This window comes from Polaromonas sp. P3_B1, from assembly GCF_056402935.1.
In genome coordinates, this window is record NZ_JBFUGK010000020.1 from 62,133 (window position 1) to 87,858 (window position 25,726).

General features: G+C 64.8%; 20 protein-coding genes. 13 read left to right on the forward strand and 7 right to left on the reverse strand.

Annotated features, from left to right (window positions below; genetic code table 11):
• The first annotated feature begins 6 nt into the window (after positions 1-6).
• Both AC1DXS_RS13415 and AC1DXS_RS13420 read left to right on the forward strand, forming a co-directional pair.
• A complete protein-coding gene (locus AC1DXS_RS13415) occupies positions 7-447 on the forward strand; it encodes a diacylglycerol kinase (protein ID WP_477737984.1) in 441 nt (146 codons plus the stop codon).
• The gene (locus AC1DXS_RS13420) at positions 444-1,064 is read left to right on the forward strand and encodes an LOG family protein (RefSeq protein WP_477737985.1); all 621 of its coding nucleotides are present in this window, start codon (positions 444-446) and stop codon (positions 1,062-1,064) included. Before AC1DXS_RS13415 ends, AC1DXS_RS13420 begins: the two co-directional genes overlap by 4 nt.
• A gap of 129 nt (positions 1,065-1,193) precedes the next feature.
• On the opposite strand, the gene AC1DXS_RS13425 is transcribed toward AC1DXS_RS13420, so the two are convergent.
• Entirely contained in the window at positions 1,194-1,532 is a 339-nt protein-coding gene (locus AC1DXS_RS13425) for a P-II family nitrogen regulator (RefSeq protein WP_007869659.1), read from the reverse strand.
• 157 nt (positions 1,533-1,689) lie between these two features.
• On the reverse strand, positions 1,690-3,378 hold the full coding sequence (locus AC1DXS_RS13430; protein WP_477737986.1) for an NAD+ synthase: 1,689 nt from the start codon (positions 3,376-3,378) through the stop codon (positions 1,690-1,692).
• A gap of 23 nt (positions 3,379-3,401) precedes the next feature.
• Here AC1DXS_RS13430 and AC1DXS_RS13435 point away from each other — a divergent pair, with 23 nt between their 5' ends.
• The 5 genes from AC1DXS_RS13435 (at position 3,402) to AC1DXS_RS13455 (ending at position 8,444) form a co-directional block, all read left to right on the forward strand.
• Positions 3,402-4,616 carry a GNAT family N-acetyltransferase gene (locus tag AC1DXS_RS13435; protein ID WP_477737987.1) on the forward strand — a complete coding sequence of 405 codons (1,215 nt, stop codon included), beginning with the start codon at positions 3,402-3,404 and terminating at the stop codon, positions 4,614-4,616.
• 19 nt (positions 4,617-4,635) lie between these two features.
• Positions 4,636-4,968 carry a hypothetical protein gene (locus AC1DXS_RS13440; protein ID WP_477737988.1) on the forward strand — a complete coding sequence of 111 codons (333 nt, stop codon included), beginning with the start codon at positions 4,636-4,638 and terminating at the stop codon, positions 4,966-4,968.
• Between the two features lie 22 nt (positions 4,969-4,990).
• Positions 4,991-5,794: a hypothetical protein gene (locus AC1DXS_RS13445; protein ID WP_477737989.1), complete on the forward strand. Its 804-nt coding sequence runs from the start codon at positions 4,991-4,993 to the stop codon at positions 5,792-5,794.
• A 109-nt stretch (positions 5,795-5,903) separates the two neighbouring features.
• On the forward strand, positions 5,904-7,523 hold the full coding sequence (locus AC1DXS_RS13450; RefSeq protein WP_477737990.1) for a wax ester/triacylglycerol synthase family O-acyltransferase: 1,620 nt from the start codon (positions 5,904-5,906) through the stop codon (positions 7,521-7,523).
• Positions 7,524-7,607: 84 nt separating this feature from the next.
• A complete protein-coding gene (locus AC1DXS_RS13455) occupies positions 7,608-8,444 on the forward strand; it encodes an alpha/beta hydrolase (RefSeq protein ID WP_477737991.1) in 837 nt (278 codons plus the stop codon).
• A 71-nt stretch (positions 8,445-8,515) separates the two neighbouring features.
• Here AC1DXS_RS13455 and ppa read toward each other — a convergent pair whose 3' ends face one another.
• On the reverse strand, positions 8,516-9,046 hold the full coding sequence (gene ppa / locus AC1DXS_RS13460; RefSeq protein WP_007871511.1) for an inorganic diphosphatase: 531 nt from the start codon (positions 9,044-9,046) through the stop codon (positions 8,516-8,518).
• 306 nt (positions 9,047-9,352) lie between these two features.
• On the opposite strand from ppa, the gene AC1DXS_RS13465 reads away from it, so the two are divergent.
• Positions 9,353-11,575, forward strand: coding sequence for a sodium-translocating pyrophosphatase (locus AC1DXS_RS13465; RefSeq protein WP_477738013.1), 2,223 nt, complete (start codon positions 9,353-9,355; stop codon positions 11,573-11,575).
• A gap of 100 nt (positions 11,576-11,675) precedes the next feature.
• Here AC1DXS_RS13465 and AC1DXS_RS13470 read toward each other — a convergent pair whose 3' ends face one another.
• Entirely contained in the window at positions 11,676-13,820 is a 2,145-nt protein-coding gene (locus tag AC1DXS_RS13470; protein ID WP_477737992.1) for an AAA family ATPase, read from the reverse strand.
• Positions 13,821-14,080: 260 nt separating this feature from the next.
• Between AC1DXS_RS13470 and AC1DXS_RS13475 the strand changes: the two genes are divergently transcribed.
• The 5 genes from AC1DXS_RS13475 to moeA all read left to right on the forward strand — a co-directional run bounded on the left by AC1DXS_RS13475 (position 14,081) and on the right by moeA (position 19,550).
• Positions 14,081-15,514 carry an aldehyde dehydrogenase family protein gene (locus AC1DXS_RS13475; protein ID WP_477737993.1) on the forward strand — a complete coding sequence of 478 codons (1,434 nt, stop codon included), beginning with the start codon at positions 14,081-14,083 and terminating at the stop codon, positions 15,512-15,514.
• A gap of 101 nt (positions 15,515-15,615) precedes the next feature.
• Positions 15,616-16,377, forward strand: coding sequence for an SDR family oxidoreductase (locus AC1DXS_RS13480; RefSeq protein ID WP_477737994.1), 762 nt, complete (start codon positions 15,616-15,618; stop codon positions 16,375-16,377).
• 101 nt (positions 16,378-16,478) lie between these two features.
• Complete coding sequence (moaA, locus tag AC1DXS_RS13485; RefSeq protein WP_477737995.1) at positions 16,479-17,606, forward strand: GTP 3',8-cyclase MoaA; 1,128 nt, start codon at positions 16,479-16,481, stop codon at positions 17,604-17,606.
• Between the two features lies 1 nt (position 17,607).
• On the forward strand, positions 17,608-18,258 hold the full coding sequence (gene mobA, locus AC1DXS_RS13490) for a molybdenum cofactor guanylyltransferase MobA (protein WP_477737996.1): 651 nt from the start codon (positions 17,608-17,610) through the stop codon (positions 18,256-18,258).
• Complete coding sequence (moeA, locus tag AC1DXS_RS13495) at positions 18,255-19,550, forward strand: molybdopterin molybdotransferase MoeA (RefSeq protein WP_477737997.1); 1,296 nt, start codon at positions 18,255-18,257, stop codon at positions 19,548-19,550. Before mobA ends, moeA begins: the two co-directional genes overlap by 4 nt.
• Before the next feature lie 28 nt (positions 19,551-19,578).
• Here moeA and AC1DXS_RS13500 read toward each other — a convergent pair whose 3' ends face one another.
• The 3 genes from AC1DXS_RS13500 to AC1DXS_RS13510 all read right to left on the reverse strand — a co-directional run bounded on the left by AC1DXS_RS13500 (position 19,579) and on the right by AC1DXS_RS13510 (position 25,474).
• Positions 19,579-20,646 (reverse strand): hypothetical protein, encoded by a 1,068-nt coding sequence (locus AC1DXS_RS13500; protein WP_477737998.1) that lies wholly within the window; start codon positions 20,644-20,646, stop codon positions 19,579-19,581.
• 228 nt (positions 20,647-20,874) lie between these two features.
• Positions 20,875-24,054: an efflux RND transporter permease subunit gene (locus AC1DXS_RS13505; RefSeq protein WP_477737999.1), complete on the reverse strand. Its 3,180-nt coding sequence runs from the start codon at positions 24,052-24,054 to the stop codon at positions 20,875-20,877.
• Between the two features lie 28 nt (positions 24,055-24,082).
• A complete protein-coding gene (locus AC1DXS_RS13510) occupies positions 24,083-25,474 on the reverse strand; it encodes an efflux RND transporter periplasmic adaptor subunit (protein ID WP_477738000.1) in 1,392 nt (463 codons plus the stop codon).
• Positions 25,475-25,726: the final 252 nt, after the last annotated feature.

Consider the following 25,726-nt stretch of genomic DNA (forward strand, 5'->3'; position numbering starts at 1 on the left):
CGTCCCATGCCCGAACAAGTTCCGCTTTCCGCCTCCGCCAGCACCGTATCCCCCGCTCCTCTCGATGAGCCGGTCAATCCCCAAAAACACCGCAGGGGCCTGAGCCGCGTCTGGCATGCCACGGGCTACTCCATTGCCGGCCTGCGCGCCGGCTGGCATGAAACCGCCTTCCGCCAGGAAGCCATAGCCTCCATCGTGCTGATCCCAGCCGCCTTCTGGCTGGGCCGCAGCTGGGTGGAGACCGTGCTGCTGGCCGGCACCGTGATCCTCATCATGATCGTGGAGCTGCTCAACACCGGCATCGAAACCGCCATCGACCGCATAGGCCCCGAGTGGCACGACCTTTCCAAGCGCGCCAAGGACATGGGCAGCGCTGCCGTCCTGCTCAGCCTGCTTTTGTGCGCCGGCACCTGGGCCTTGGCGCTCTTTCAAAGATTTTCAGCATGACCAACAACAGCCCCGAAGCAACAGAAACATCCAAACCCGCCTTTTCCCTTTGTGTCTACTGCGGCTCACGCACCGGCACCCAGCCTGAATTCGCCGCGATTGCCGCCCTCGTCGGCACCTGGATAGGAACCCACGGCGGCCAACTGGTCTACGGCGGAGGCCGCAACGGCCTCATGGGCATCCTGGCCGACGCAGCGCTCGCCGCGGGTGCACGGGTGGTGGGCGTGATCCCCAAGGCGCTGGTGGAAAAGGAATGGGCCCACACCGGCTGCACCGAACTGCACATCGTGGAAAACATGCACGAGCGCAAACGCATCATGGCCGAACATGCCGACGCCTTCCTGGCCCTGCCGGGCGGCATAGGCACACTCGAAGAATTTTTTGAGGTCTGGACCTGGCGCCAGCTGGGCTACCACGACAAGCCGGTCGGGCTGCTCAACATGGGCGGTTACTACGACAGCCTGCTGGCTTTCCTGGCCTCATCGGTGAAGGCCGGCTTCATGAACGACTGGCTGATGGACCTGATTCGCACCGGCAGCGAGGCGGAACCCCTGCTCGAAACACTGGTGCAGGCGGCCGGCATGACACCCGCCGCCACCCGCCTCGACCAGATTTAACGCAATCACGTCACGCGAGAAAAGTGTCTTCACCAGCAGAGGCCGCGGAACCGGCTTTGCCGGGCCGCAGGCGCAGCGGCCCCCTCGGGGGGCAGCGCATTACACGAAGTGAAAAGCGTGGGGGCCCGTCTAGACCGCCGCTTCGTCTTCCTCGCCCGTGCGGATACGCACCACGCGCTCCACGCTGGTGATGAAAATCTTGCCGTCACCGATCTTGCCGGTGCGCGCGGCGCGCACGATGGCGTCCACACAGCGCTCCACATCCTCGGTTTTCACGACGACCTCGACTTTGACCTTGGGCAGAAAATCGACAACGTACTCCGCGCCGCGGTACAGCTCGGTATGGCCCTTCTGGCGGCCGAAGCCCTTGACTTCAGTGACGGTCAGCCCGGTCACGCCGCATTCGGCCAAAGCCTCGCGGACTTCTTCGAGTTTGAAAGGCTTGAGGACGGCGGTAATTTGTTTCACTGAATATCTCCGGTAGTTCTAAAAATCATCGAAAGCACTTGAAGGTCGCAAGAGGCTCTTCACCAGCATGAGCCGCGGGACTGGCTTTGCCAGACCGCAGGCGGGCGGCCCCCTCGGGGGGCAGCGACCCACACACAGTGGGGGAGCGTGGGGGCCATCACTGTCGAAACTTGCTGGTAATAGGATAGCGCCAATCCTTGCCAAAGCTCCTGTGGGTGACCCTGATGCCCACTGGCGCCTGCCGGCGTTTGTACTCATTGATTCGGATCAGTTGGGCCACGCGCACGACCAACGCGCGGTCAAACCCGGCAGCGGCAATGGCGTCTACGCCCTGGTCGTTCTCCATATACCGTTCCAGGATGGCATCCAGCACCTCATACGGCGGCAGGCTGTCCTGGTCGGTCTGGTCGGGGCGCAGCTCGGCGCTGGGAGGGCGCGTGATGATGCGCTCGGGAATCGGGTTGCTGCCGGTGCCGTAGGGGTCGTTGGCATTGCGCCAGCGCGCAAGCCGGAACACCGAGGTCTTGAGCACGTCCTTGATCACCGCGAAGCCGCCGGCCATGTCGCCGTACAGCGTGCAATAGCCGGTGGCCATCTCGCTCTTGTTGCCGGTGGTCAGCACGATGGAGCCGAACTTGTTGGACAGCGCCATCAAAAACACGCCGCGTATGCGCGCCTGGATGTTCTCCTCGGTCGTGTCCTCCTTCAGGCCCTTGAACTCGCCGGCCAGCGAGGCCTTGAAAGCCTCGAACTCGGGCACGATGGATATCTCGTCGTAGCGCACCTTCACCCGCTCGGCCATTTCTCGCGCGTCTATCCACGAAATATCGGCGGTATAGGGCGAAGGCATCATCACCGCGCGCACCTTGTCCGGGCCCAGCGCATCCACTGCGATGGCCAATACCAGGGCCGAATCGATGCCGCCCGACAGACCCAGAATGGCGCCCGGAAAGCCGTTTTTGCCCAGGTAGTCGCGCACGCCCAGCACCAGCGCATCCCACAAATCAGCCTCCGGGCTGCGCTCGGGCGCCGTATCCGCCGCCAAGGTGACGGCATCCCCCGCGCGCTCGGCACGGACGGCAAACAGCTTTTCCTTGAAGCTCTCGGCCCGTCCGGCCAACGTGCCGTCGGCCTGCAGCGCAAAAGAGCGGCCCTCAAACACGATTTCGTCCTGCCCGCCCACCAGGTGGGCATAAACCAGGGGCAGCCCGGTAGCCAGACAACGGCTTTGCATCATCTGCTCACGCTCGCCGCCCTTGCCAACATGGAAAGGCGAGGCATTGATGACCACCAGCAGTTCGGCGCCGGCTTCCTTGGCCAGGCGCGCGGGCTCTTCGAACCAGGCGTCTTCACAGATCAACAGGCCTATGCTGATGGCCTCGTCGCCCTCCCCGGCCTGGAACACACAGCTTCCCTGGCCCGGCGTGAAGTACCGGCGCTCGTCAAACACCTGGTAGTTGGGCAGTTCGCGCTTGGCGTAGCTCTCGATGACGCGGCCCTCGCGCAGCACCCGGGCGGCGTTGTGGCGCTGCTGCACCTCCACGCTTTTGGTGCGCAAGCCCTTGCCGTTGTCGCCGTGGGTGGGCGTGCCCACCACCACCGTCAGGCCTTTTAACCCGGCCAGCTCGCGGGCCACTTGATTCACGGCATCATCACAGGCCTGGATAAATGAGGGACGCAAAAACAGGTCTTCAGCCGCATAACCGCAAATCGCCAGTTCAGGTGTCAGCACCAGCCGCACACCGTCCTGGTAGGCGGCGCGGGCCGCCTCGATGATCTTTTGCGCATTGCCCGGCATGTCTCCCACGCAGTAGTTCAGCTGGGCAACGCAGATTTTGAGTGGCATGTAGAAGTAAAACCCGAAAACACGTGAAAAAAGACTCAAACGATTATGTCATCCGCGTGCTGGATTCGCCGCTGAAGGTGAATGCAGCCGAGTGGAACGCCCTGCTGGCCGCGCAAAGCCCCGGCGAAGCCGCCAACCCCTTCATGCGCCATGAGTACCTGGCCGCGCTGCACCAAAGCGGCAGCGCCACCCCCGACACCGGCTGGACGCCCTGCTTCGTCACCCTCTGGCAGGGCAACACCCTGGCCGGCGCCTGCCCGCTTTACCTCAAGGCCCACTCCTACGGCGAATACGTCTTCGACTGGGCCTGGGCCAACGCCTACCAGCAGCACGGGCTCAACTACTATCCCAAGGCCGTGGCTGCGGTGCCCTTCACACCCGTGCCAGGCGCCCGGTTGCTGGCGCGCAGCACCGCCGAACGCGCGCTGATGGTCAAAGCGCTGCTAGCCTGGTGCAGCGATGAAAACCTGTCCTCGCTGCATTTACTGTTTACAGCGGACGAGGACGTATCCGCATGCGAAGAAGCCGGCCTGATGCTGCGCCATACCGTTCAATTCCACTGGACCAACAATGGTTATCGCGATTTCGACGGCTTCCTCGCATCGCTGAACCAGGAAAAGCGCAAAAAGATCCGCCAGGAGCGCCGCAAGGTCCACGATGCGGGCATCACCTTCCGCTGGTCGCGGGGCAAGGACATCAGCCAGGCCGACTGGGACTTCTTTTACCGCTGCTACGAGCGCACCTACTACGAGCACGGCAACGCGCCCTACCTGAGCCGCGACTTTTTCCAGCGCATGCAGGACACCATGCCGGAGAACTGGCTGCTGTTTGTGGCAGAGCACGTGGCCGGCGGCGGCAAACCCCGGCCCATCGCGGCCAGCCTGGTCGCGGTCAGCGCGCCCTGTTCATCGCCTGACGGGGCGGCTCTTCCATTGATCGCCTATGGCCGCTACTGGGGTGCCCTGGCGCGGGTTGACTGCCTGCACTTCGAGGCCTGTTACTACCAGCCCCTGCAGTGGTGCATAGAACACGGCTACCAGCGCTTTGAGGGCGGCGCCCAAGGCGAGCACAAAATGGCGCGCGCCCTGCTGCCCGTCAAGACCACCAGTGCCCACTGGCTGGCCCATCCCTCGTTTGCCGACGCGATCGAGCGTTTCCTGGAGCGCGAAGGCGCCGGTATTGAGAGTTATATGGACGACCTGGAGCGGCGCAACCCGTTCAGGCGAGCGGTGCTATAAATCCCTACAAAGGAATTCCATGAGCCACTCAAACGACGCCTCCTTCGGCCAATACAAGGTCAACCTGGTCGAGTGCCCCACCCTCACCGCGGAGCAACGCTCAGCCGCCGAACTGCGCTTTCGCATGGCGCTTGAATTCGCCGTGGGCGGACCGGAATACGTGCTGCCTTCGCTGCAGGCCTATATGCTGGCGCAGACCCTGAACGAAGGCCTGCCGCTGCAAGGCGCCTCGCAGGCCGAAGAGCAGGTCATCGCGCTGTGGGAAAACGCCGAGACAGATGCCATCCTGGCCGCCATGCGGCCGCTGGGCGACAACCTGGACAACGCGCGCTTCGAAATCGTCCCGCTCTGACGCATCGGCCCGACCCCAGATCATGACTGCCGCCCCCGCCCCACTGCCAAGCCCGCAGGCGTCCGCGCCGGCCGCCAACGACAGTGCCCTCGAAACACCACCGCCGCTGGGCCGCCCCCATGCCCGGCGCCTGCGCGAGGTCTACCGCTCCGCCGGCTGGCCTTGCCAGGACCTGCTGGAGATCGAACTGCTCGCCACCGGCATGCTGCAGCGCGTGGCCGGGCCCGCGGGCCACGAGACCCTGCGCGTCACCGACGCCGGCATTGCCTACCTGGCGGCCACGCTGCTGCGCAACCGCTCGGCCCTGTCCAAGCATGAGACGCTGGTCGAGCAGGTCGCACGCGAAATGGTGCGTGCCGGCCGCATCGCCTGGCGCGGCCTGGGCCTGCGCGCCCAGCTGCCGCCCGACACTGAAGGCGGCAAGCCGCGTTGGTGCGTAGTCCGGCCCGACGTGTTCTCCATCCGCAACACCACGGTGCAGGAATACGTGGACCCCATCGTCCACGAGATCAAGGTGCACCGCTCCGATTTGCTGGGCGACCTGCGCCGTCCCGAAAAGCGCGCCGCCTACCTGGACCTGGGCGGCGAGTGCTGGTACGTGCTGGGCTGCGATGCCAAAGGCCGGCCCATAGGCGCGGCCGACGAGGTTCCGGCCGAATGCGGCGTGATGCTGATGGAAGGCCAGCGCCTCGTCGTGGCCCGCGCGGCGCCGCGGCGCTCGCGCCAGGCCTTGCCGCTGGGCGTGTGGATGGCGCTGGCCAAGGCGACACCGGTGGCCGGGCTCAATGACGATGAGCAAAGGATGCTGGGCGACTGCGAAGCTTGAACTTTATCGCGACCACGCGCTGAGCCCGGCGTGACAGCCGCGGCTACGGCAAACCCTAGTGCCGCCACCCCGCCCGCTCGGTTAAGGTCTCCCCACGGAGACAATAACCATGAAATCCCTGACCGGCCTSGACGCGACYTTTCTTTACCTCGAAACCCCTGAAATGCCCATGCATGTGGGCTCGCTCAACCTSTGYGAAYTGCCCGMRGGCTTCAAGGGCAGCTTTCACAAGGCCGTCAAARACCACATCGCCAAGCGCATGCACCTGGCGCCGGTATTCAGCCGCAAGCTGGTGTTCATGCCGCTGGACCTGGGCCACCCGCTGTGGGTGGAGGCCGATTCGGTGGACATCGATTTCCACATCCGCCGTGCCGACCCCACCAAAAAAGGCGCCGCGCCCATGACGCTGGCCGAGGTGCACAAGCTCTGCGCCCAGTTGCACGGCGAAGTCATAGACCGCGACTACCCCCTCTGGGAGTTTTACATTTTCGACCGCATCAAGCTGCCAGAGTCGCAGGGCGGCGGCATCGTGGCGGGCTTTTTCTCCAAGATCCACCATGCCGCGCTGGACGGCAAGGGCGGCGTGATGCTGGCCAACGCCATGCTGGACCTGAGCCCCGAGCCGCGCGAAGTGGCGCCGCCTGATCCGGAACGCCGCCGCAAGCTGGAGGCCGACCTCAAGCTCGGCAAGATGATCGGCTCAGTGTTCTCCAGCTCGCTCGGCCAGCTGGCCAAAGTCGCCAAGTCGCTGCCCGCCGCGGCCAGCACCTTCGGCAGCACACTGGCCAAGCAGTCCATGGGCAGCTCGGCCACCGGCGTCAAACCCAAGATGCCCATGAAGCTGGCGCCGCCCACGCCCTTCAATGCGGGCATAGGCACGGGCCGCGTGTTTGTCACCGCCACCATCCCGCTGGGCGAGACCAAGGCCATGGGCAAGGCGGTGGGAGGCTCCTTCAACGACATGGTGCTGTGGATCTGCTCGACGGCGCTGCGCAACTACCTCACGCAGCACCACAGCCTGCCAAAAAAATCGCTGGTGGCCGCCATGCCGGTGTCGCTGCGCGAAGCCGGCGCCACCGATGCCAGCAACCTGGGCAACCAGGTCAGCATGAGCCTGGTCGAGCTGGGCACGCACCTGGCACACCCGCTCAAGCGCATGAACGCCATCATGGCCTCCACGGCCAAGGTCAAGACCTCCATGCAAAGCCTCAAGGGCCTGCTGCCGACCGACTACCCTTCGCTGCTGGCGCCGTGGCTGGTCGGCGGCGCCGCCAAGATGGCGCTCAATGCCTATGGCAAAAGCGGCATGGCCAGCCGCCTGCCCATGGTGGCCAACCTGGCGATCTCCAACGTGCCGGGGCCTCCCGTGCCGCTCTACCTGGCGGGCGCGAAGTTCCTGACCTTCCATCCGCTGTCCATCATCCTGCACGGCCTGGCGCTCAACATCACCATTCAGACCTACGCCGGCCATGTGGACTTCGGCATCATTGCCGACAAAAAGGCACTGCCGCACGCGAAGGACTTGGCGAAGGCGATTGAGGACGCCTTCACCGAGGCGCAAGCGCTGATGGCCAGCGCGGCGCCGGCCGCACCCGCCGCGTCAGCAAAGTCTGCCAAGCCCGCAGCCAGGAAAGTCGCCAAAAAAGCGGGTACGAAGACCGCTCCGGTAAAAACCCGAAAAGCCGCTGTCGCCAAGGCGACGAAATCCCCCGTGAAGCGGGTAAGTTAGAGTCGCCTCCCTCTGTAAAACTCACTAAGCGCCCCATACTGGTTTCCGTAGGAAACCAACACAAAAGTACCAATGCTCCAAGCCATGGCAAGCCCGTCATCCAAGCGAAATACATCCTCTTCCCGACCAGATTCCCAAAACCCGGCCTTGCACGATGTTCCGCCCAGCGCCTGGCTGCTTGCGCTGGAGCTGCGCGCGTTCTGGGAATTCGGCGCCCTTTTGCCCGCATGGCCCCTGCTGGCGCGCGCGCCGCGCGGCGACGGCCACGCCGTCATGGTCTTCCCGGGCTTGTCGGCCAACGACGCCACCACCGTGCCGCTGCGCCAGTACCTGCAGTCGCTTAACTACAAACCCTGGGGCTGGGAACAGGGATTTAACTTCGGCCCGCGCGCCGGCGTTCTCGAAGAAGCCCGCGACAGCCTCGTCCGTACCTTTGAAGCCACGGGCCGCAAGGTCAGCCTGATCGGCTGGAGCCTGGGCGGCGTCTATGCGCGCGAACTGGCCAAGGAAATGCCGGACAAGGTGCGCTGTGTGATCACGCTGGGCACGCCTTTCGCGGGCTCGCACAAGGCCACCAACGCCTGGCGCGTGTATGAACTCACCAGCGGCCGCAACGTGGAGCGTGAATCCGAAAACTACGATCTGCCCGCCGCCCCACCCGTGCCGACCACCAGCATTTATTCACGCAGCGACGGCGTGGTGGCCTGGCAGGCGAGCATCCAGGCGCCCAGCGCGGCCAACCCGCAGACCGAGAACATCGAGGTGCTGGCCAGCCACATCGGCATGGGCGTGAACCCCAGCGCATGGTGGGCGGTGGCCGACCGGCTGGCGCAGCCCGAAGGTAGCTGGAAGCCCTTCGCGCGCGAAGACAAAGGCCGGCTGCATGGCCTGGTCTATCCGGTGCCCGCGCAAGCAACTTAAAACCGCGCCAGGCATAAAAAAAGCGCCTGCAGGAAAACCTGCAGGCGCTTTTTTTGTTGGACCGAGGGTTCTTACGCCTTGGCGTAGTTCGCGATGCCGTCGGTGATTTCCTTCTTGGCCGCTTCCGGACCTTCCCAACCCAGCACCTTCACCCATTTGCCTTCTTCCAGGTCTTTGTAGTGTTCAAAGAAGTGGGAGATGGTTTTGAGGCGCAGCGGGTTCATGTCTTCGGGTTTTTGCCACTGGGTGTAGAGCGAGCATTTTTTGTCGACAGGCACGGCCAGCACCTTGCCGTCTTCGCCGGCTTCGTCCTGCATCTTCAGGATGCCGATGGCGCGGCAGGTCACGACCACGCCGGGGATCAGGGGCACGGGCGTGATCACCAGCACGTCGACCGGGTCGCCGTCGCCGCTGATGGTCTTGGGCACATAGCCGTAGTTGGTCGGGTAGTGCATGGACGTGCTCATGAAGCGGTCCACAAAAATCGCGCCGGATTCCTTGTCCACCTCGTACTTCACCGGGTCGGCGTTCATCGGGATTTCGATGATCACGTTAAAGGATTCGGGAACGTTTTTACCGGGAGAAACTTTATCGAGGGACATGGTCGCTTGAGGTTGTGTTGAAGGGAAAGAGATGAAAAGAAAGGCTTCAGCCCGCATGAGCGGCCGCACAAGGGCGCGGAAGTTAATACTCTGCGGCTACCGGTGGCTCGGTATTTACCCTCATTTTACTGATTCAGGGCTTACGCATCGCGAACTTGTCATGTTTTCACGTTAAATTTCGCGAGTTGGCCAATCGACTTGTCTCCATACGTGACACAAGCAACGAGGAAGCAACGCAGCGGGGGCACCGCTAGCGTGGCACCCCCTCCAAGCGAAAAACAACGTAGGAGAATTTCAATGTCAGCTATGACAGGCAACTCGGCGCTCATTCTTGCGCTGGTCTGCGGACTGATCGCCGTCGGGTACGGCTTCTGGGCACGCAGCTGGATTCTTTCCCAGGACGCAGGCAATGCGCGCATGCAGGAAATTGCAGCCGCCATCCAGACCGGCGCCGCCGCCTACCTCGCGCGGCAATACAAAACCATTGCCATCGTCGGCGTCATCCTCGCGGTGCTCATCGGCTTCTTTCTGGACGGCAAGACCGCCGTCGGCTTTGTGGTCGGCGCGGTGCTCTCGGGCGCCTGCGGCTTTATCGGCATGAACGTCTCGGTGCGCGCCAACGTGCGCACCGCGCAGGCCGCCACCAAGGGAATCGGCCCCGCCCTGGATGTCGCCTTCCGCGGCGGCGCCATCACCGGCATGCTGGTGGTGGGCCTGGGCCTGCTGGGCGTGAGCGGTTTTTACTGGTTCCTGGTGGGCAACGGCAACTACACGCCCGACCTCAAGCTGGCCAACCTGCTCAACCCGCTGATCGGCTTTGCCTTCGGCTCCTCGCTGATTTCCATCTTCGCCCGGCTGGGCGGCGGCATCTTCACCAAGGGCGCCGACGTAGGCGCCGACCTGGTGGGCAAGGTCGAAGCCGGCATCCCCGAAGACGACCCGCGCAACCCCGCCGTGATTGCCGACAACGTCGGCGACAACGTGGGCGACTGCGCCGGCATGGCCGCCGACCTGTTTGAAACCTATGCGGTCACGCTGATCGCCACCATGGTGCTGGGCGCCCTGCTGCTGTCCAGCGCGGGTGCCACCGCCGCGGTCTATCCGCTGGCGCTGGGCGGCGTATCCATCATCGCCTCCATCATCGGCTGCTTCTTCGTCAAGGCCTCGCCCGGCATGAAGAACGTGATGCCGGCTCTCTACAAGGGACTGGCGATTGCCGGCGTGCTGTCGCTCATCGCCTTCTACTTCGTGACCATGTGGCTGATGCCCGACAACGCCGTGACGGCCACCGGCACGCAGATGCGCCTGTTCGGCGCCTGCGCGGTCGGCCTGGTCCTGACCGGCGCGCTCTGCTGGGTTACCGAGTACTACACCGGCACGCAGTACAAGCCCGTGCAGCACATTGCACAGGCCTCCACCACCGGCCACGGCACCAACATCATCGCCGGCCTGGGCGTGTCCATGCGGTCCACCGCCTGGCCTGTCGTGTTTGTCTGCATCGCGATCCTGGTGGCCTTCAAGCTGGCCGGCCTCTACGGCATCGCGATCGCGGCCACCTCCATGCTGAGCATGGCCGGCATCGTGGTCGCGCTGGACGCCTACGGCCCCATCACCGACAACGCCGGCGGCATCGCCGAGATGGCCGAGCTGCCCAGCAGCGTGCGCGACATCACCGACCCGCTGGACGCCGTGGGCAACACCACCAAGGCGGTGACCAAAGGCTACGCCATCGGTTCCGCCGGCCTGGCCGCACTGGTGCTGTTTGCCGACTACACCCACAAGCTCGACGCCTACGGCACCACCATCAGCTTTGACCTGAGCAACCCGCTGGTCATCGTCGGCCTCTTCATCGGTGGCCTGATCCCTTACCTCTTCGGCGCCATGGCGATGGAAGCCGTGGGCCGCGCGGCCGGCGCCGTGGTGGTTGAAGTGCGCCGCCAATTCCGCGACATCAAGGGCATCATGGACGGCACGGGCAAGCCCGAGTACGACACCGCCGTCGACATGCTGACCACGGCCGCCATCAAGGAAATGATGATCCCATCGCTGCTGCCCGTGGTCGTGCCCATCGTGGTCGGCCTGGCGCTTGGGCCCCAGGCCCTGGGCGGCCTGCTGATGGGCACCATCGTGACCGGCCTCTTCGTCGCGATCTCCATGTGCACCGGCGGCGGCGCCTGGGACAACGCCAAGAAATACATTGAAGACGGCAACCACGGTGGCAAGGGCTCGGAGGCGCACAAGGCCGCCGTGACCGGCGACACCGTGGGTGACCCCTACAAGGACACCGCCGGCCCGGCCGTGAACCCGCTGATCAAGATCATCAATATCGTGGCGCTGCTGATCGTGCCGCTGGTGATGAAATTCCACGGCGGTCCCGCGCAAGCCGCGCCCAGCGCGCCCATGGCGGAACCCGCGGCCGTGAGCGCACCGGCCGCCACCCCGATGGCGCCCGCCATGCCGGCCCCCGCGCCTACGCAGGCGCCCGCCGCAGCTGCCACGCCAACGCCGGCTGCACCCGCTTCCCGCTAGTCGGATAAAGCGGCGACGGCCCCAAGCAAAAAGCCCTGCACTGCAGGGCTTTTTCTTTGTACGCACACAGCAAGGCTGCAGCGGCGTGGCCGCCAGCCGGTCAAGCCGGCATCAGTTGGCCCGCCCCTTGCCCAACCTCCAGCAACGCCGGCGTCGCGAGGAATTCAAAGCGGCGAATCTCGCTCAGCGCTTCGCTGAGTGTCATCTCGCCGGATCGCATCAGGCACCCGGTCAGGTGCTCCGTCAGGCCGGTGTACTGCGCCAGGACAGCCTTGGTTTCGCTGAAAAGCCGTTCACTCTGGGCCTCCATGATGCCGCGCGTTTCCTCGTCCAGCGGCGCCGTGCCGCCATCCTTGACGAGCGCTGCATAGTTCAGCCGGGTCTTGCGGTACATGCCCATTTCCGCCACCGCATGGTGCAACAGCCGGGTCACGCGTGTGATGTCGTTGTGGGCGCCGCTCGTGGTGCCGTCCTCTCCGAAGAAAAGCTCTTCATTGGCCATGCCGCCCAGCAGAACACGGACCTCATGCTCCATGTCGCCTTTTGTCTTGAGGAGATTGCTGTCCTGTTTGTGCAGCACAAAGCCCAGCGCGTTGTTACGAGGATTGGCCTTCAATGAAATCTTGATGGTGTTCATGTCGGCTTGCAGGGCATCCCAGCTGCCGCCTGCCAGCTTGCGTTGGTGGTGAAAATCCATCAGGAAGTGGCCCCACTCGTGCACGGCGATGATGCGCCGGTCGCGCTCGCGCTCCTTGGTGGTGTGGTCGTTGACGTTGCCGACCAGCACGCGCTCGGCGGCCTGCATCAAGGTGTGCGCGCCTATCATCTGGCCCGACTGCACGGCGAGTATGCCCGCCTGGTTGACCATGGTTTCCAGGTCCGCCGGGCTGCAGCCCTCGGTCAGCTCGACAAAATGGCGCAGGTCCAGGTCCGGCAGGACCTTGTCGGCACGCTGGCGCAGGTAGTGGCCGGTAATCGCCAGTCGCTCCTGCTGGTTGGGCATGCGGAAGTCGACCTTCATCTGGAAGCGGCGCAGCATGGCCTCGTCCATCTGCAGGTTGGCCGAGTTGAAGTTGGACGCCACGATCCAGATGATTTCCGCATCCGATTTGGTGCGCACGCCGTCCAGGATGGCTAGCAGCATGTTCTGCGTGTCGTCGTCGTATTTCCGGTTGCCGCCGCGTCGCATGAAGAGATCCTGCGCCTCGTCGAGGAACACGATGCAGCGTTTGCGCCGCGTGGCCAGCGCGAGGATGCGCGACAGGGTGTTGGAGCCGCCGGCGACATAGCCGGTTTCGAGGTTGGCCGCCGAATGGAAAAGAATCGGCAGGTTCAGTTCCTTGGCCAGGTAGCTGGCCAGCTTGGTCTTGCCGGTGCCCGCCGGGCCGCTGAACATCACGTTGAAGGGTTTGTTCACGCCGTAGGCCGCGTATTCGAGGCGGCGCTCGTACTGGTCGCGGATTTGCGCGACCTCGGCCTTGATGTCGTCCATGCCGACCAGGTCGTCGATGCCGCCGCTGATCTGCTGCGGAGAAATGAACTTCAGCGCCTTGCGCTGGCCGCCCACCTGGTACCACAGAAAGGCCAGCAGGCCCAGCGTCAGCGTTGCCGACACCAGCGCGCTGGCGCCGCCTTTCCAGGCGTCCTGCTCGGATTGCGGGCGCGCCTCGCCGAAACGCTGCTCCAGGCGAGCCAGCATGTCCTTGCTGGCGCCGTCCAATGCCGCCTGGGGCACAAAGGTCAGCTTGCCGCCCCAGGGCGCCGTCACGGCCTTGTCGGTCAGTATCTTGGTTTCCATATCCGAGGGGTAATAGGCATACTGCCGGCCCTCCGACTCAATCAGCACAAAGCGCTCGGAAACGGTCCAGAGAATCGGGCGATAAATGATGGTGATGCGCGCGACCGGGTGGGCTTCGAGAAAGCTCAGCACCGACCCGCTGCCAAAAACCACTGGCACCGCGGTGTTGTAAGCCCAGGCGGCTTCAGCGCCTTGCCCTGCCGCCATCGCCTTGACCTCCAGGCTCAGTTTCTGCTGGCGCTCCAGAGTGGACCAGGCGTAGTACGCGCTTGCGGGAATCATCAAGGCAACAACCAGCACCGCGAACTTCATGCCCAGGCTCTGCACGGCCAGCCAGTCGCGCAGTCGGGCTGCAAGGGCTTTGAGCCAGCTTCGCATGCCGGAACCGTCGGCGGGTACATCGCCGGAGGAAGCCGCTTCGGTTGCGCATTGGGTGGGATCGCTCATCGCAGTAGGTGTCCAGAGTGCGGACCGCAGTTGCCGGCTGCTGCCGCTGTCGTGCGCCGCTGGCGCAATGTGGCACCGTTCCCTTGTAGGAATTGGCGAGGTGCGCGTGTAGGTTCAATCCTACATAAAGAGTGATTCCCGCACGACAAAAATGTTGTAAACGGCGCCTTGCTACGCCACACCGGGGTGTGACAAACACACGCTTTTGAAGACCGTTACGCATCCCTGCTGTTGCGAGCGGTTTCAAGCAAAATCAGGCGATGCAGCTCAATTACATCGCCAACGCCTCCCTCCCCTCCGTCTCCGGCAAGACCATTCCCGTCATAGACCCGTCCGACGGCCAGGTGTTTGACGAGATCCAGCGCAGCAACACGCACGACATCGACACCGCCGTGCGCAGCGCGCGCGAATGCCTGGAGCTGGTGTGGAGCCGCTTCAACGCCGCCGAGCGTGGGCGCCTGTTGATGCGGCTGTCGGCCAAGGTGGCCGAGCATGCCGAGGAACTGGCCCTGCTGGAGCAGCGCGACTGCGGCAAGCCCACCAAACAGGCGCGCGCCGACGCTGCCGCCCTGGCCCGCTATTTCGAGTTTTACGCCGGCGCCTGCGACAAGCTGCACGGCGACACCATTCCCTACCTGGACGGCTACAGCGTGATGACCTGGCGCGAGCCGCACGGCGTCACCGGCCACGTGATCCCCTGGAACTACCCCATGCAGATCTTCGGCCGCAGCGTGGGCGGAGCGCTGGCCGCGGGCAATGTCTGCGTGGTCAAGCCGGCCGAGGACGCCTGCCTTTCGCTGATCCGCGTGGCGCAGCTGGCCGCCGAAGTCGGCTTCCCGGCCGGCGCCATCAACATCGTGACCGGCTACGGCCATGAAGTCGGCGACGCGCTGGCGCGCCACAAGGGCATAGACCACATCAGTTTCACCGGCAGCCCCGCTGTGGGCACGCTGATCCAGCAGGCGGCGGCCGAGCGCCACTGCCCGGTCACGCTGGAGCTTGGCGGCAAAAGCCCGCAGATCGTTTTTGCCGACGCCGACCTGGACGCCGCGATACCGGCCATCATCAACGCCATCGTGCAGAACGCCGGCCAGACCTGCTCGGCCGGCTCGCGCCTGCTGGTGGAGCAGGCGATTTACGAGCCGCTGCTGCAGCGCCTGGGCCATGCCTTTGAAAACCTGCGCGTGGGCCCCGCCGCCATGGACCTCGACGTCGGCCCCCTGATCCGGCAAAGCCAGCAACAGCGCGTCTGGGATTTTCTGAGCGACGCGCAGGTCGCCAACATCACCATGGTGGCCCAGGGCCAGATCGTCGACGAAGCGCCCGACACCGGCTTTTACCAGGCACCCACCCTGCTGCGCGACGTGCCGGCCACGCACCGGCTGGCGCAGGAGGAGGTTTTCGGCCCGGTGCTGTGCGCCATGAGCTTCAAGGACGAGAACCACGCCGTGGAACTCGCCAACGCCACCCAGTTCGGCCTGGTCGCCGGCATCTGGACACGGGACGGCGCGCGCCAGTTCCGCATGGCCAGGCGCGTCAGGAGCGGCCAGGTCTTCATCAACAACTACGGCGCCGGCGGCGGCGTGGAACTGCCTTTCGGCGGCGTCAAGTCCTCGGGCTACGGGCGCGAAAAAGGCTTTGAGGCCCTGTACGGCTTCACGACGCTGAAGACTGTGGCGGTGCGCCACGGCTGAGCGCGCCGCATCCGGCCCCAACACCCGTCGCGGCCCCAGGGCCGGGATGTAATAAGCTCACGTATCAGTTCAAAAAATTCAAAATACCTGGAGACAAACCCATGCGGGTCAAAGACAAATCCATCATCGTGACCGGCTCCGGAGGCGGTATCGGTGAAGGCATCGCGCGGCGGCTGGCGGCCGAGGGCGCCAAGGTCATCGTCAACGACATCAACGTCGCCCTGGGCCAAAAAGTCGTGGCCGCCATCACCAAGGCCGGCGGCACGGCCTCCTTCTTCGCGGCCGACGTGACGAAGTCCGCTGAGGTCAAGGCCCTGGTCGATGCCGCCGTGCAGCGTTACGGCCGGCTCGACGTGATGGTCAGCAACGCCGGCTGGACGCACCGCAACCAGCCTGCACTGGACGTCAGCGAAGACGATTTCGACAAGTGCTACGCCATCAACGTCAAAAGCATTTACCTGGCCACCATTCATGCCACGCCGGTATTCCGCAGCCTGGGCGGCGGCAGCTTCATCAACATCGCCTCCACGGCCGGCGTGCGCCCGCGGCCCGGCCTGACCTGGTACAACGGCTCCAAGGGCGCCGTCATCACCACCTCCAAATCGCTGGCGGCCGAACTGGGCCCCGACAACATCCGCGTCAACTGCATCAACCCGGTGTTCAACCCCGACACCGGCCTCTCGGCCGACTTCGCAGGCGGCCCGCTGGATGAGGAACGCAAGGCGCGCTTTCGCGCCAGCATCCCGCTGGGGCGCTTTTCAACCGCGCTGGATGTCGCCAATGCGGCGCTTTACCTGGCCAGCGACGAGGCGGACTTTATCAGCGGCATATGCCTGGAAGTGGACGGAGCCCGCTGCGTCTAGCCCCGGCGGTATCCCCAGGATGACGTGCATCCTTTGGGGATAAGGCCTTGTTTTATCGTCCCAGACGGGCCAATGGAGTAAATTCTCCCTTTGGGCCCCAGATGACAACCGAGAAAATCATTCCGCTGGCAGATATCCGCTACGCAAGCCGCGTGCCGCACATCCCTGCCCGGGTCACGGCGCCCACCGGCCTGCTGAGCGACACGCGCGGCCGGCCGCTGCGGGACTTGCGCATCAGCGTGACCGACCGCTGCAATTTCCGCTGCAGCTACTGCATGCCGCGCGAGGTGTTCGACAAGGACTACGCCTTCCTGCCGCAAACCTCGCTGCTCAGTTTTGAGGAAATCACCCGGCTTGCGAAAGTGTTCGTGGCGCATGGTGTCGAAAAAATCCGGCTGACCGGCGGCGAACCGCTGTTGCGCAAGCACCTCGAAGTGCTGGTCGAAATGCTGGCCAAGCTGCAAACGCCGCAGGGCAAGCCACTGGACATCACGCTGACCACCAACGCCTCGCTGCTGGCCAAAAAAGCCCAGTCGCTCAGGGACGCCGGCCTGCAGCGCGTCACCGTGAGCCTGGACGCGCTGGACGACGCCACCTTTCGGCGCATGAACGACGTGGACTTCCCGGTGGCCGACGTGCTCAAGGGCATAGAAGCCGCGCAGAAAGTCGGCCTCTCGCCGCTCAAGGTCAACATGGTGGTCAAGCGCGGCACCAATGACGCCGAAATCCTGCCCATGGCCCGGCATTTCCGCCATACGGGCGCCGTGCTGCGCTTTATCGAGTACATGGACGTGGGCGCCACCAACGGCTGGCGCATGGATGAAGTCCTGCCGTCGGCCCAGGTGGTGGAGCGCTTGAACGCCGAGTTTCCCTTGACTGCCATCAACCCGAACTACACCGGCGAAACCGCTGAACGCTGGCGCTACGCCGACGGCGCGGGCGAGATCGGCGTGATCAGCAGCGTGACCCAGGCTTTTTGCAGCGACTGCAACCGGGCGCGGCTGTCCACCGAAGGCAAGCTCTTTCTCTGCCTGTTCGCCAGCCAGGGCCAGGATTTGCGCGCCCTGCTGCGCGGCGGCTATGCCGACGAGCAGATCGCGGCGGCCGTGGCGCATATCTGGCAGGGGCGCGACGACCGCTATTCGGAGTTGCGCGCCGCGCTACCGGCCGACACCAGCATGCCCGACAGCAATGCCAAACGCGTCGAGATGAGCTACATCGGTGGCTAGCATGACGACCAACAGCCACAACAACACCTCGCTGCATGCCGAAGCCATCACCGGCCTGATCCTGGCCGGCGGGCGCGGCTCGCGCATGGGTGGGGTCGACAAGGGTTTGCAGAACTTCAACGGCGTGCCGCTGGCCCTGCATACGCTGATGCGGCTCTCGCCCCAGGTCGGCGAGGTCATGATCAATGCCAACCGCAACCTGGCCGCTTACGAAGCCTTTGGGGTGCCGGTCTGGCCCGACAGCACGGGCCTGGGCGAATTCGCCGGGCCGCTGGCGGGCTTTCTCACGGGCCTGGAGCGCTGCGAGACGCCTTACCTGCTGACCGTGCCCTGCGACACGCCGCTGTTCCCTGACGACCTGGTGGCACGCCTGGCCGAAGCCTATGTGCGCGAAGGGGCCGACTTCGCCGTGGCCGCCGCGCCCGAGGAAGACGGCCAGCTGAGGCCGCAGCCGGTGTTTTGCCTGATGGGCACCCATATGCTCGAAAGCCTGGTGCGCTTCACCCATGGCGGCGGCCGCAAGATAGACGCATGGACGGCGCAGCACAAAACCGTGTCCGTGCCCTTTGACCGGCCCGGCGACGACGCGCACGGCTTTTTCAACGCCAACACCCTGGCCGAGCTGCACCAGCTCGAATCGCGCCTGCCGTGAAGACGCTGGACCAGATCGCGGCCGAATTGCAAGGCTACGACCCGCAGGCCCTGTCGGCCGGCCAGGTGCTGGACTTCCTCTCGCGTTTGGTGGCGCCCGTCCAGGACGCGATCAAGCTGCCGCTGTTCGAAGCCCTGGGCCGCGTGCTGGCCGAAGACGTGGTCTCGCCTTTTGACGTTCCGCCCCATGACAACTCGGCCATGGACGGTTTTGCCTTTGACGGCAGCCAGCTGGCCACCGGCACGGCGCTGGACCTGAGGGTCGCCGACGGCACGGCGCTGGCCGGCAAGGCCTGGCAAGGCAGCGTGCAAGCCGGCCAGTGCGTGAAGATCATGACCGGCGCCATCATGCCCGCCGGCCTGGACACCGTGGTGCCGCAGGAATTCGTCAAGCAGCATCCGGACGGCAGCATCAGCATCCCGCCCGGCCTGCTGCGCGCCGGCGACAACCGCCGCCTGCGCGGCGAGGACCTGGCGCAAGGGCTGCCGGCGCTGCGCAAGGGCGAAATCCTCACGCCGGCCCGGCTAGGCCTGGCAGCCTCCCTGGGCCTGCCCACCCTGCCCGTCTGCCGGCCGCTGCGCGTGGCCTACTTTTCCACCGGCGACGAGATTCTCTCGCTGGGTGAAGCACCGCGCGAAGGCGCGGTCTACGACAGCAACCGCTACACCGTCTTCGGCATGCTGAGCCGCCTGGGCTGCGAAGTCATCGACATGGGCGTGGTGCGCGACGAGCCGGCCCTGCTCGAAGCGGCTTTCACCGAGGCCGCCGCGCGGGCCGATGCCATCATCACCTCGGGCGGCGTCAGCGTGGGCGAGGCCGACTTCACCAAGGCCATGATGAAAAAACTCGGTGACGTGGCCTTCTGGCGCATTGCCATGCGGCCAGGGCGGCCCATGGCAGTGGGCCGCATCCCACCCGCCGGCGGTGGCAACCCCAACGGCGCCATCCTGTTCGGACTGCCCGGCAACCCGGTCGCCGTGATGGTGACTTTTTTGGCCTTTGTGCGCCCTGCGCTGCTGCAGATGATGGGCGCCGGCGCCGCGCAGCCGCCGCTGCTCAAGGCCCGCAGCCTGGAGCCCATGCGCAAAAAAGCCGGCCGCACCGAATACCAGCGCGGCTGGGTCTCCACCGCGGCCGACGGCTCGCTGCAGGTCAAAACCACAGGCAGCCAGGGCTCGGGTGTGCTGCGCTCCATGGCAGAGGCCAACGGCTTGATCGTGCTGCACCATGCGCAAGGCAATGTGGCCGTAGGTGATGAAGTCGATGTGCTGATGTTTGACGGCGCCCTGTAATCCATCAGACGCGCGGCGCCGGGAGGGCCTAGTCGTTGCGGGGAGCTGGTAGCGGGGGCAAGTCTTCGTAGCCGAAAAAATAGGGCACGACCCGAAAACCCATCAGCAAGCCGCCTTTTTCCGGCGTGGCGTTCAGGCGCTCATAGTCCTGCTCGGCCAGGTGCTGTATTTTTTCGGCGTCGCGGCTCCGGCTGAAAACGTCATGGCGCCACTGGTAGACCTCACTGAGTTTTTCCTGGTAGGTGTAGTGGTGGTCGTTGTCGTTGTAATAGTCGTCAAACCGGTTGCCTCCCAGGTAGATGGCGTTGGAGCCTTCGTACCCCGTCTTCTGGCTGGTGCGCGGGTCGGTGTTCAGAAAATAAATCCAGTCGCCCGGAACAAAGTTGCCGGCGGCAACCCCGCCCACCATGCGCAAGACCTTGCCCGGCCGCTCCAGCTCCAGCGGGTCAAAATCAGCTTCAAAACTCCACATGCCGCCGGGCTCCACGTCCACCAGCGGTTCCCCGTCGGCCAGCAGCCGCTGCTCCACGCCGCGCGCCTTGCCGGCATCCCCCTTGACGCGGCGAAAGTAGTCCAGCGCACCTTGGGCAAACACCACCTTGGTCGCGGCGTAGCAGCCTATGTGGTATTTCCCCTGCTCAAAAAACATGTCATTGAGGGCTTGATGCAAGGGGGTACGAAGCCTGGGCGTCCCATTGACCCAGTAGCGGGCATTCCATTTTGCGGGACCGCCCTCGGGCCAGCCCCATTCCAGCACCTCGGCCCAGACCACGGTGTTCTGGCGAATGCCGACATGGTCGGCCAGGGCCTGCACATCGCAGGCCTTTCCCCTGAACTCGGTCAAGCGCCCTGGGTGCAGCAAGGCCAGCAGGACCTCTTTTTTGGAGACGGTCTTGAGCTTGCGTGTCCTGTTGTTTTTCACGGGCAGAAACACCACCTCGTCCTTGATCGCCAGCTCCGGGCGCTGCGCCAGAAACAGGGTGCTCACGGTCGTACCTGAACCCAGCAGGGAATAGGTCATGGTGCCGCGCGGCTTGTCGAAGGTTTCCTGAACCAGGCGGGCCGGGATGCCTAGCTGCTGGAGGTAACGAAACATCTTGGGGCTGAGTTGCGCCAATTGGGACGGTGAGCAGAGGAACTGCACACCATAGGTCCCGGCTTCCGGCGCCTCCTGGGCTTGCGCGGAAGCCGCATGGGCCCCTGCAAGCAGGAACGCAATCAGGAAAGAAACAGTTGTACGGATCCGGCCCGCGGGGGTCGCGGTCAAAACGGCATTCTCACCGCCATGCCGGGACCCCGGCCAGGAATACGCGGGACCTTCCGGTCATTTCGCCACGTACTCCGGGTGCTCAAGGTGCGCATCCGGCTCTTCCCTGGCCACGGCCTTGTTGGCGCCCGGAATGGCCTTGCGGGCAAACAGGGTGTACATGGTGGGCACCACAAACACGGTGAGCAAGGTGCCCAGGGACATGCCGCCCACAATGACCCAGCCGATCTGGGTGCGRCTTTCAGCGCCCGCGCCTTTGGCCAGGGCCAGCGGCAAGGCGCCCAGCACCATGGCGCCTGTCGTCATCATGATGGGCCGCAGGCGCTGTGCCGACGCTTTGACCAGCGCATCAATCATCTCCAGCCCCTGCCCGCGCAGCTGGTTGGTGAACTCCACGATCAGGATGCCGTGCTTGGTAATCAGGCCCACCAGCGTGATCAGGCCGATCTGCGAATACACATTGAGCGAGCCGCCCGACCATTTGAGCGCGAGCAAGGCCCCTATCATGGACAGCGGCACCGACAGCATGATGACCAGCGGATCGATAAAACTTTCAAACTGCGCCGACAGCACCAGGAAAATAAACAGCAGCGCGAGCACGAAGACAATCGCCAGCGCACCCTGGGAGCTCTTGAACTCGCGCGAGGTGCCGTTGAGGTCGGTGCTGTAGCCGGTTTTCAGCACCTTGTTGGCGGTCTGGTCCATGAATCTGAGCGCCTCGCCCAGCGAATAGTCGCCGGCCAGGCTGGCCGTGATGGACACCGAGCGGCGCTGGCCGAAATGGTTGAGTTCGCGTGGCGAGACGCTTTCGCGCATCTTCACCAGCGCCGACAGCGGAATCATCGCGTCGTTGCGGCCGCGCACATAAATACGGTCTATGTTCTCGGGCGTGATGCGGCCGCTGGCCTCGGTCTGCACGATCACGTCGTACTGCTCGGCATCGCGCTTGTAGCGCGTCACATTGCGCCCGCCCAGCAGGGTTTCGATGGCCTTCGCGATCACCTGCACGCTGACGCCCAGGTCGGCCGCCTTGTCGCGCTCGACCTCGATGCGCAGCTCGGGCTTGTTCAGCCGCAGGTCCACGTCGGGCGAGACGATACCGGGGTTTTTGGCGATCTCCTCCAGCATCTGGCGCACCACGGTGTTCAGGTTCTGGTAGCTGTCGGAGGTCTGGATCACAAAATTGAGCGGCCGCTCGCGAAAGCCCTGGCCCAGCGAAGGCGGCGTGATCGGGAATGCGGTGACGCCCGGCAGCGCATTGAACTTGGGTTGCAGCTCGCGCGCCATGTCGAGGGTGGAGCGCTCGCGCTTGTCCCAGTCGACCGTGCGGTATACCACGCTGGCCTGGGCCACCGTGGGGTTGCCCACGTTGGCGAAAATGCGGTCGAACTCGGGGAAAGGCTCGCCCATTTTTTCGAGCGCCTTCGCGTAGCGGTTGGTGTAGTCCAGCGTTGCGCCGTCGGGCGCGTTGACGTTGGCCAGAATCACGCCACGGTCTTCAATCGGCGAAAGCTCCTGCTTCATGCTCGGGAACACCAGCGCGATGGCCAGGGCGCTGAGCAGCATCACGCCGATGACGATCCAGCGTGCCTGCAGCGCAAACCCCTTAAGCCGCTGGGCCAGGGAGGGTCGTCCGGCATTGCCCTCTTCCACCTCAGGCACATAGCGTGTGGTGACCACCCAGCGCAGCACCGCGCCGTAACGGTCGGAGATAGCCGTCAAGGCCTGCTCCATGTAGCGGTCAAAACGGTTGGGCTTGGGGTTGTGCTTGAGCAGCTGGGTGCACATCATGGGCGTGAGCGTGAGCGCGACAAAGCCCGACACCACCACCGCGCCGGCCAGCGCCAGCGCGAACTCCACAAAGAGGCGCCCGGTGCGGCCCGGCGTGAAAGCCAGCGGCGCGTACACGGCCACCAGCGTGGCCGTCATGGTGACCACCGCAAAGCCGATCTCGCGTGCGCCCTTGATGCCGGCCGAGAACGGGTCCATGCCCTCCTCGATGTGGCGGAAGATGTTCTCCAGCATCACGATGGCGTCGTCCACCACCAGGCCGATGGCCAGTACCAGCGCCAGCAGCGTCAGCGTGTTGATGGTGAAGCCCGCCAGGGCCATCATGGCGAAGGTGCCTATCAGGCTCACCGGAATCGTGACGATGGGAATGATCGAGGCGCGCAGCGTGCGCAGGAAGACAAAAATCACCAGGGCCACCAGCACAATGGCCTCGGCGATGGTGTGGTACACATTGCCCACGGAGCGGTCGATGAACACCGAGTTGTCGTTGGCGACGTCGATCAGCATGTCGGCCGGCAGGTCGGCCTTGAGCTTGGGAAAGACTTCCCGCACGCCCTTGGACAAGTCCAGCGGGTTGGCCGTAGCCTGGCGGATCACGCCGACCGCGACGGCCGAGCGGCCGTTAAGCCTGACCGCCGTTCGCTCGTCGGCCGCGCCCTCTTCCACGCGCGCGACGTCGCGCACCTTGACGGAAAAGCCGTTGACGTTCTTGATGACGATCTCGCGGAACTGCGCGGGCCTGACCAGGTCGGTCTGCGAGGTCACGCTGAATTCGCGCTGCTGCGACTCGATACGGCCGGCCGGCAGCTCGAGGTTGCTGCGGCTGATGGCGTCTTCCACGTCCTGCGTGGTCAGCTTGTAGGAAGCGAGCTTGTCGGTGTCCAGCCAGATGCGCATGGCGTACTTGCGCTCGCCGAAGATGCGCACGTCGGCCACGCCGGTCACGGTCTGCAGGCGCGGCTTGACGATGCGGTTGACCAGGTCGTTGATCTGCAGCGGCGTCAGCGAGTCGCTGGAAAAAGCCACCTGGATGACCGGGAAGGCGTCGGCCTCGACCTTGGCGATCACCGGCTCTTCAATGGCCTGCGGCAAGCGGTTGCGCACGCGCGAGGTACGGTCGCGCACCTCGGCGGCGGCCGAGTCGGCGTCTTTCTCAAGGCGAAAGCGCACGCTGATCTGCGCCTGGTCGGCCCGGCTGATGGAGGTGATCACGTCCACCGCGTCGATGCCGGCAATGGAGTCTTCCAGCGGCTTGGTGACCTGCGATTCGATCACCTCGGCCGAGGCGCCCGCGTAGCGCACGCTGACGGTCACCACGGGCTCGTCGATCTTGGGGTACTCGCGCACGGACAGGCGGTTGAAACTGACCGCCCCTATCAGCACGATCAGCAGCGACAGCACGGTGGCAAAGACCGGGCGGCGTATGGAAACTTCAGCGAGTTGCATGGAGATCTGTGGAAACTGCGGCGGCCGCTCAGGCGGGGTCGCGCGCCGGCGGGCTTGACGGGCCGCGCTCGGCCGGGGTCACACTGCGCACCGGCACCAGGCCGCGCGGGGCTTCGGACACCACCACGCCGCAGGGGTTGGGGCCGGCCAACGGCGCCTGGGCCGCGGGTTCCGCGGCGGCGGTTTTCACCGGGGCGGCCGGCGCATTGGCGGCGGCGGGCGCCGCAGCCGGAGTTGAAGCCCCCGCAGCCGGAGCGGCGGATTTTCCATTGCCGGCATTCCCCGCGCGGGCAGAGGCATTGGCGGCCAGGTCCAGCACGGTCACCAGCGTGCCGTCGCGCTGCACGCGCTGCTGGCCGGCAGCGACCACGGTGTCGCCGGCCTCCAGGCCTTCCAGAATCTCGACCTTGCCCGGGCTGCGCAGGCCGACCTTGACCTCCACGCGTTTGGTCGTGCGGGTCTGCTCATTCGGGCCTTCCAGCAGCTTGATGACGAACTGCCGGCCGCCCTGCGGAACAATGGCCTCCTCGGGCACCACGCGGGCGTTCTCGCGCACACCGAAGACCGTGTTGACGCGGGCGAACATGCCGGGGCGCAGCTGCAGCTGACGGTTGTCGATACAGCCGCGAACGCCGATGGAGCGGCCGTTGGCATCGATCAAAGGGTCTATGGCCTGGATTTGCGCGTTGTACTTGCGGCCGGGCAAAGCGTCGATGTCGAGCACGGCCGTCTGCCCGCGTTTGACCTTGTTCTGGAAGCGCTCGGGCAGGCGGTAATCGACAAAAATGGCTTCAATGTCTTCGATGTTGACGATGTCCGCACCGTCCTTGAGGTAGTCGCCCACGTTGACCAGGCGTATGCCGGCGATGCCGTCAAAAGGTGCGAGGATTTTGAGGCGCGCCGCCGTGGCCTTGGCGAGCGACAGCTTGGCTTCGGCCACTTGCAGGTTGGCCGCGCTTTCATCGAGGGAGCGCTGGCTGATGAAGTTTTGCGCGACCAGCTCCTGGTTGCGCTTCTGGTTGGCCCGGGCGATGGAGAGTTCAGCCTGGCTTTGCTGCACCTGGGCCAGCGGCAGCTGGTCGTCGAACTGCACCAGCACCTGGCCTTTGCGCACACGCTGGCCGTCGGTGAAATTGAGCTGGGTGATGCGCCCGCTGACCTCGGGCCGCAAAACCACGCCGCGGCGTGAACGCAGGCTGCCTACCGCCTGCGTATCGTCCGACAACCGGGCCAGCTCCACCTTGGCGGCCTCTACCGTGACCGGTTTCCCCGCATTGGCACCATTGGCGCTATTACCGGCGGCCGAGGGCGTGGCACTTGCGGCGTCCGCCGCCTTGGGTTTCTGGAGCCACCAGGCAGCGCCCGATGCGACCGCGATGCCCGCGACGGCGACAGCTGTGTAGATTGCTTTGGATGCCATGGGGAAGAAACTTGTAATACAAAGAGATACAAACTTCCAATGTAGCAGGACACCATGGCGCGCGCAGCGTTTTCTCGCCCTTGCCGGGGGCAAGCGCTGTAGCTTTACAACGGCTTTACCAAACGGGCGGCGGTCGCCATGGGGCGGATGCTACGTACGCTTATGGTGGATGCCGCAATGCACGAGTTATGTGCCGTCCGTGCATGCTTGGTGCGCATTTTTTCGCACATGTTCCCGCGCGGGTCCACCGCC

Bases quoted from the DNA above. Each gene is read 5' to 3' on its own strand.
- AC1DXS_RS13475 (WP_477737993.1), top strand. From the start codon at position 14,081: ATGCAGCTCAATTACATCGCCAACGCCTCCCTCCCCTCCGTCTCCGGC.
- AC1DXS_RS13415 (WP_477737984.1), top strand. From the start codon at position 7: ATGCCCGAACAAGTTCCGCTTTCCGCCTCCGCCAGCACCGTATCCCCC.
- AC1DXS_RS13440 (WP_477737988.1), top strand. From the start codon at position 4,636: ATGAGCCACTCAAACGACGCCTCCTTCGGCCAATACAAGGTCAACCTG.
- moaA (WP_477737995.1), top strand. From the start codon at position 16,479: ATGACAACCGAGAAAATCATTCCGCTGGCAGATATCCGCTACGCAAGC.
- AC1DXS_RS13500 (WP_477737998.1), bottom strand. From the start codon at position 20,646: ATGTTTCGTTACCTCCAGCAGCTAGGCATCCCGGCCCGCCTGGTTCAG.
- mobA (WP_477737996.1), top strand. From the start codon at position 17,608: ATGACGACCAACAGCCACAACAACACCTCGCTGCATGCCGAAGCCATC.
- ppa (WP_007871511.1), bottom strand. From the start codon at position 9,046: ATGTCCCTCGATAAAGTTTCTCCCGGTAAAAACGTTCCCGAATCCTTT.
- AC1DXS_RS13465 (WP_477738013.1), top strand. From the start codon at position 9,353: ATGACAGGCAACTCGGCGCTCATTCTTGCGCTGGTCTGCGGACTGATC.
- AC1DXS_RS13445 (WP_477737989.1), top strand. From the start codon at position 4,991: ATGACTGCCGCCCCCGCCCCACTGCCAAGCCCGCAGGCGTCCGCGCCG.
- AC1DXS_RS13470 (WP_477737992.1), bottom strand. From the start codon at position 13,820: ATGAGCGATCCCACCCAATGCGCAACCGAAGCGGCTTCCTCCGGCGAT.
- AC1DXS_RS13430 (WP_477737986.1), bottom strand. From the start codon at position 3,378: ATGCCACTCAAAATCTGCGTTGCCCAGCTGAACTACTGCGTGGGAGAC.
- AC1DXS_RS13455 (WP_477737991.1), top strand. From the start codon at position 7,608: ATGGCAAGCCCGTCATCCAAGCGAAATACATCCTCTTCCCGACCAGAT.
- AC1DXS_RS13420 (WP_477737985.1), top strand. From the start codon at position 444: ATGACCAACAACAGCCCCGAAGCAACAGAAACATCCAAACCCGCCTTT.
- AC1DXS_RS13510 (WP_477738000.1), bottom strand. From the start codon at position 25,474: ATGGCATCCAAAGCAATCTACACAGCTGTCGCCGTCGCGGGCATCGCG.
- AC1DXS_RS13480 (WP_477737994.1), top strand. From the start codon at position 15,616: ATGCGGGTCAAAGACAAATCCATCATCGTGACCGGCTCCGGAGGCGGT.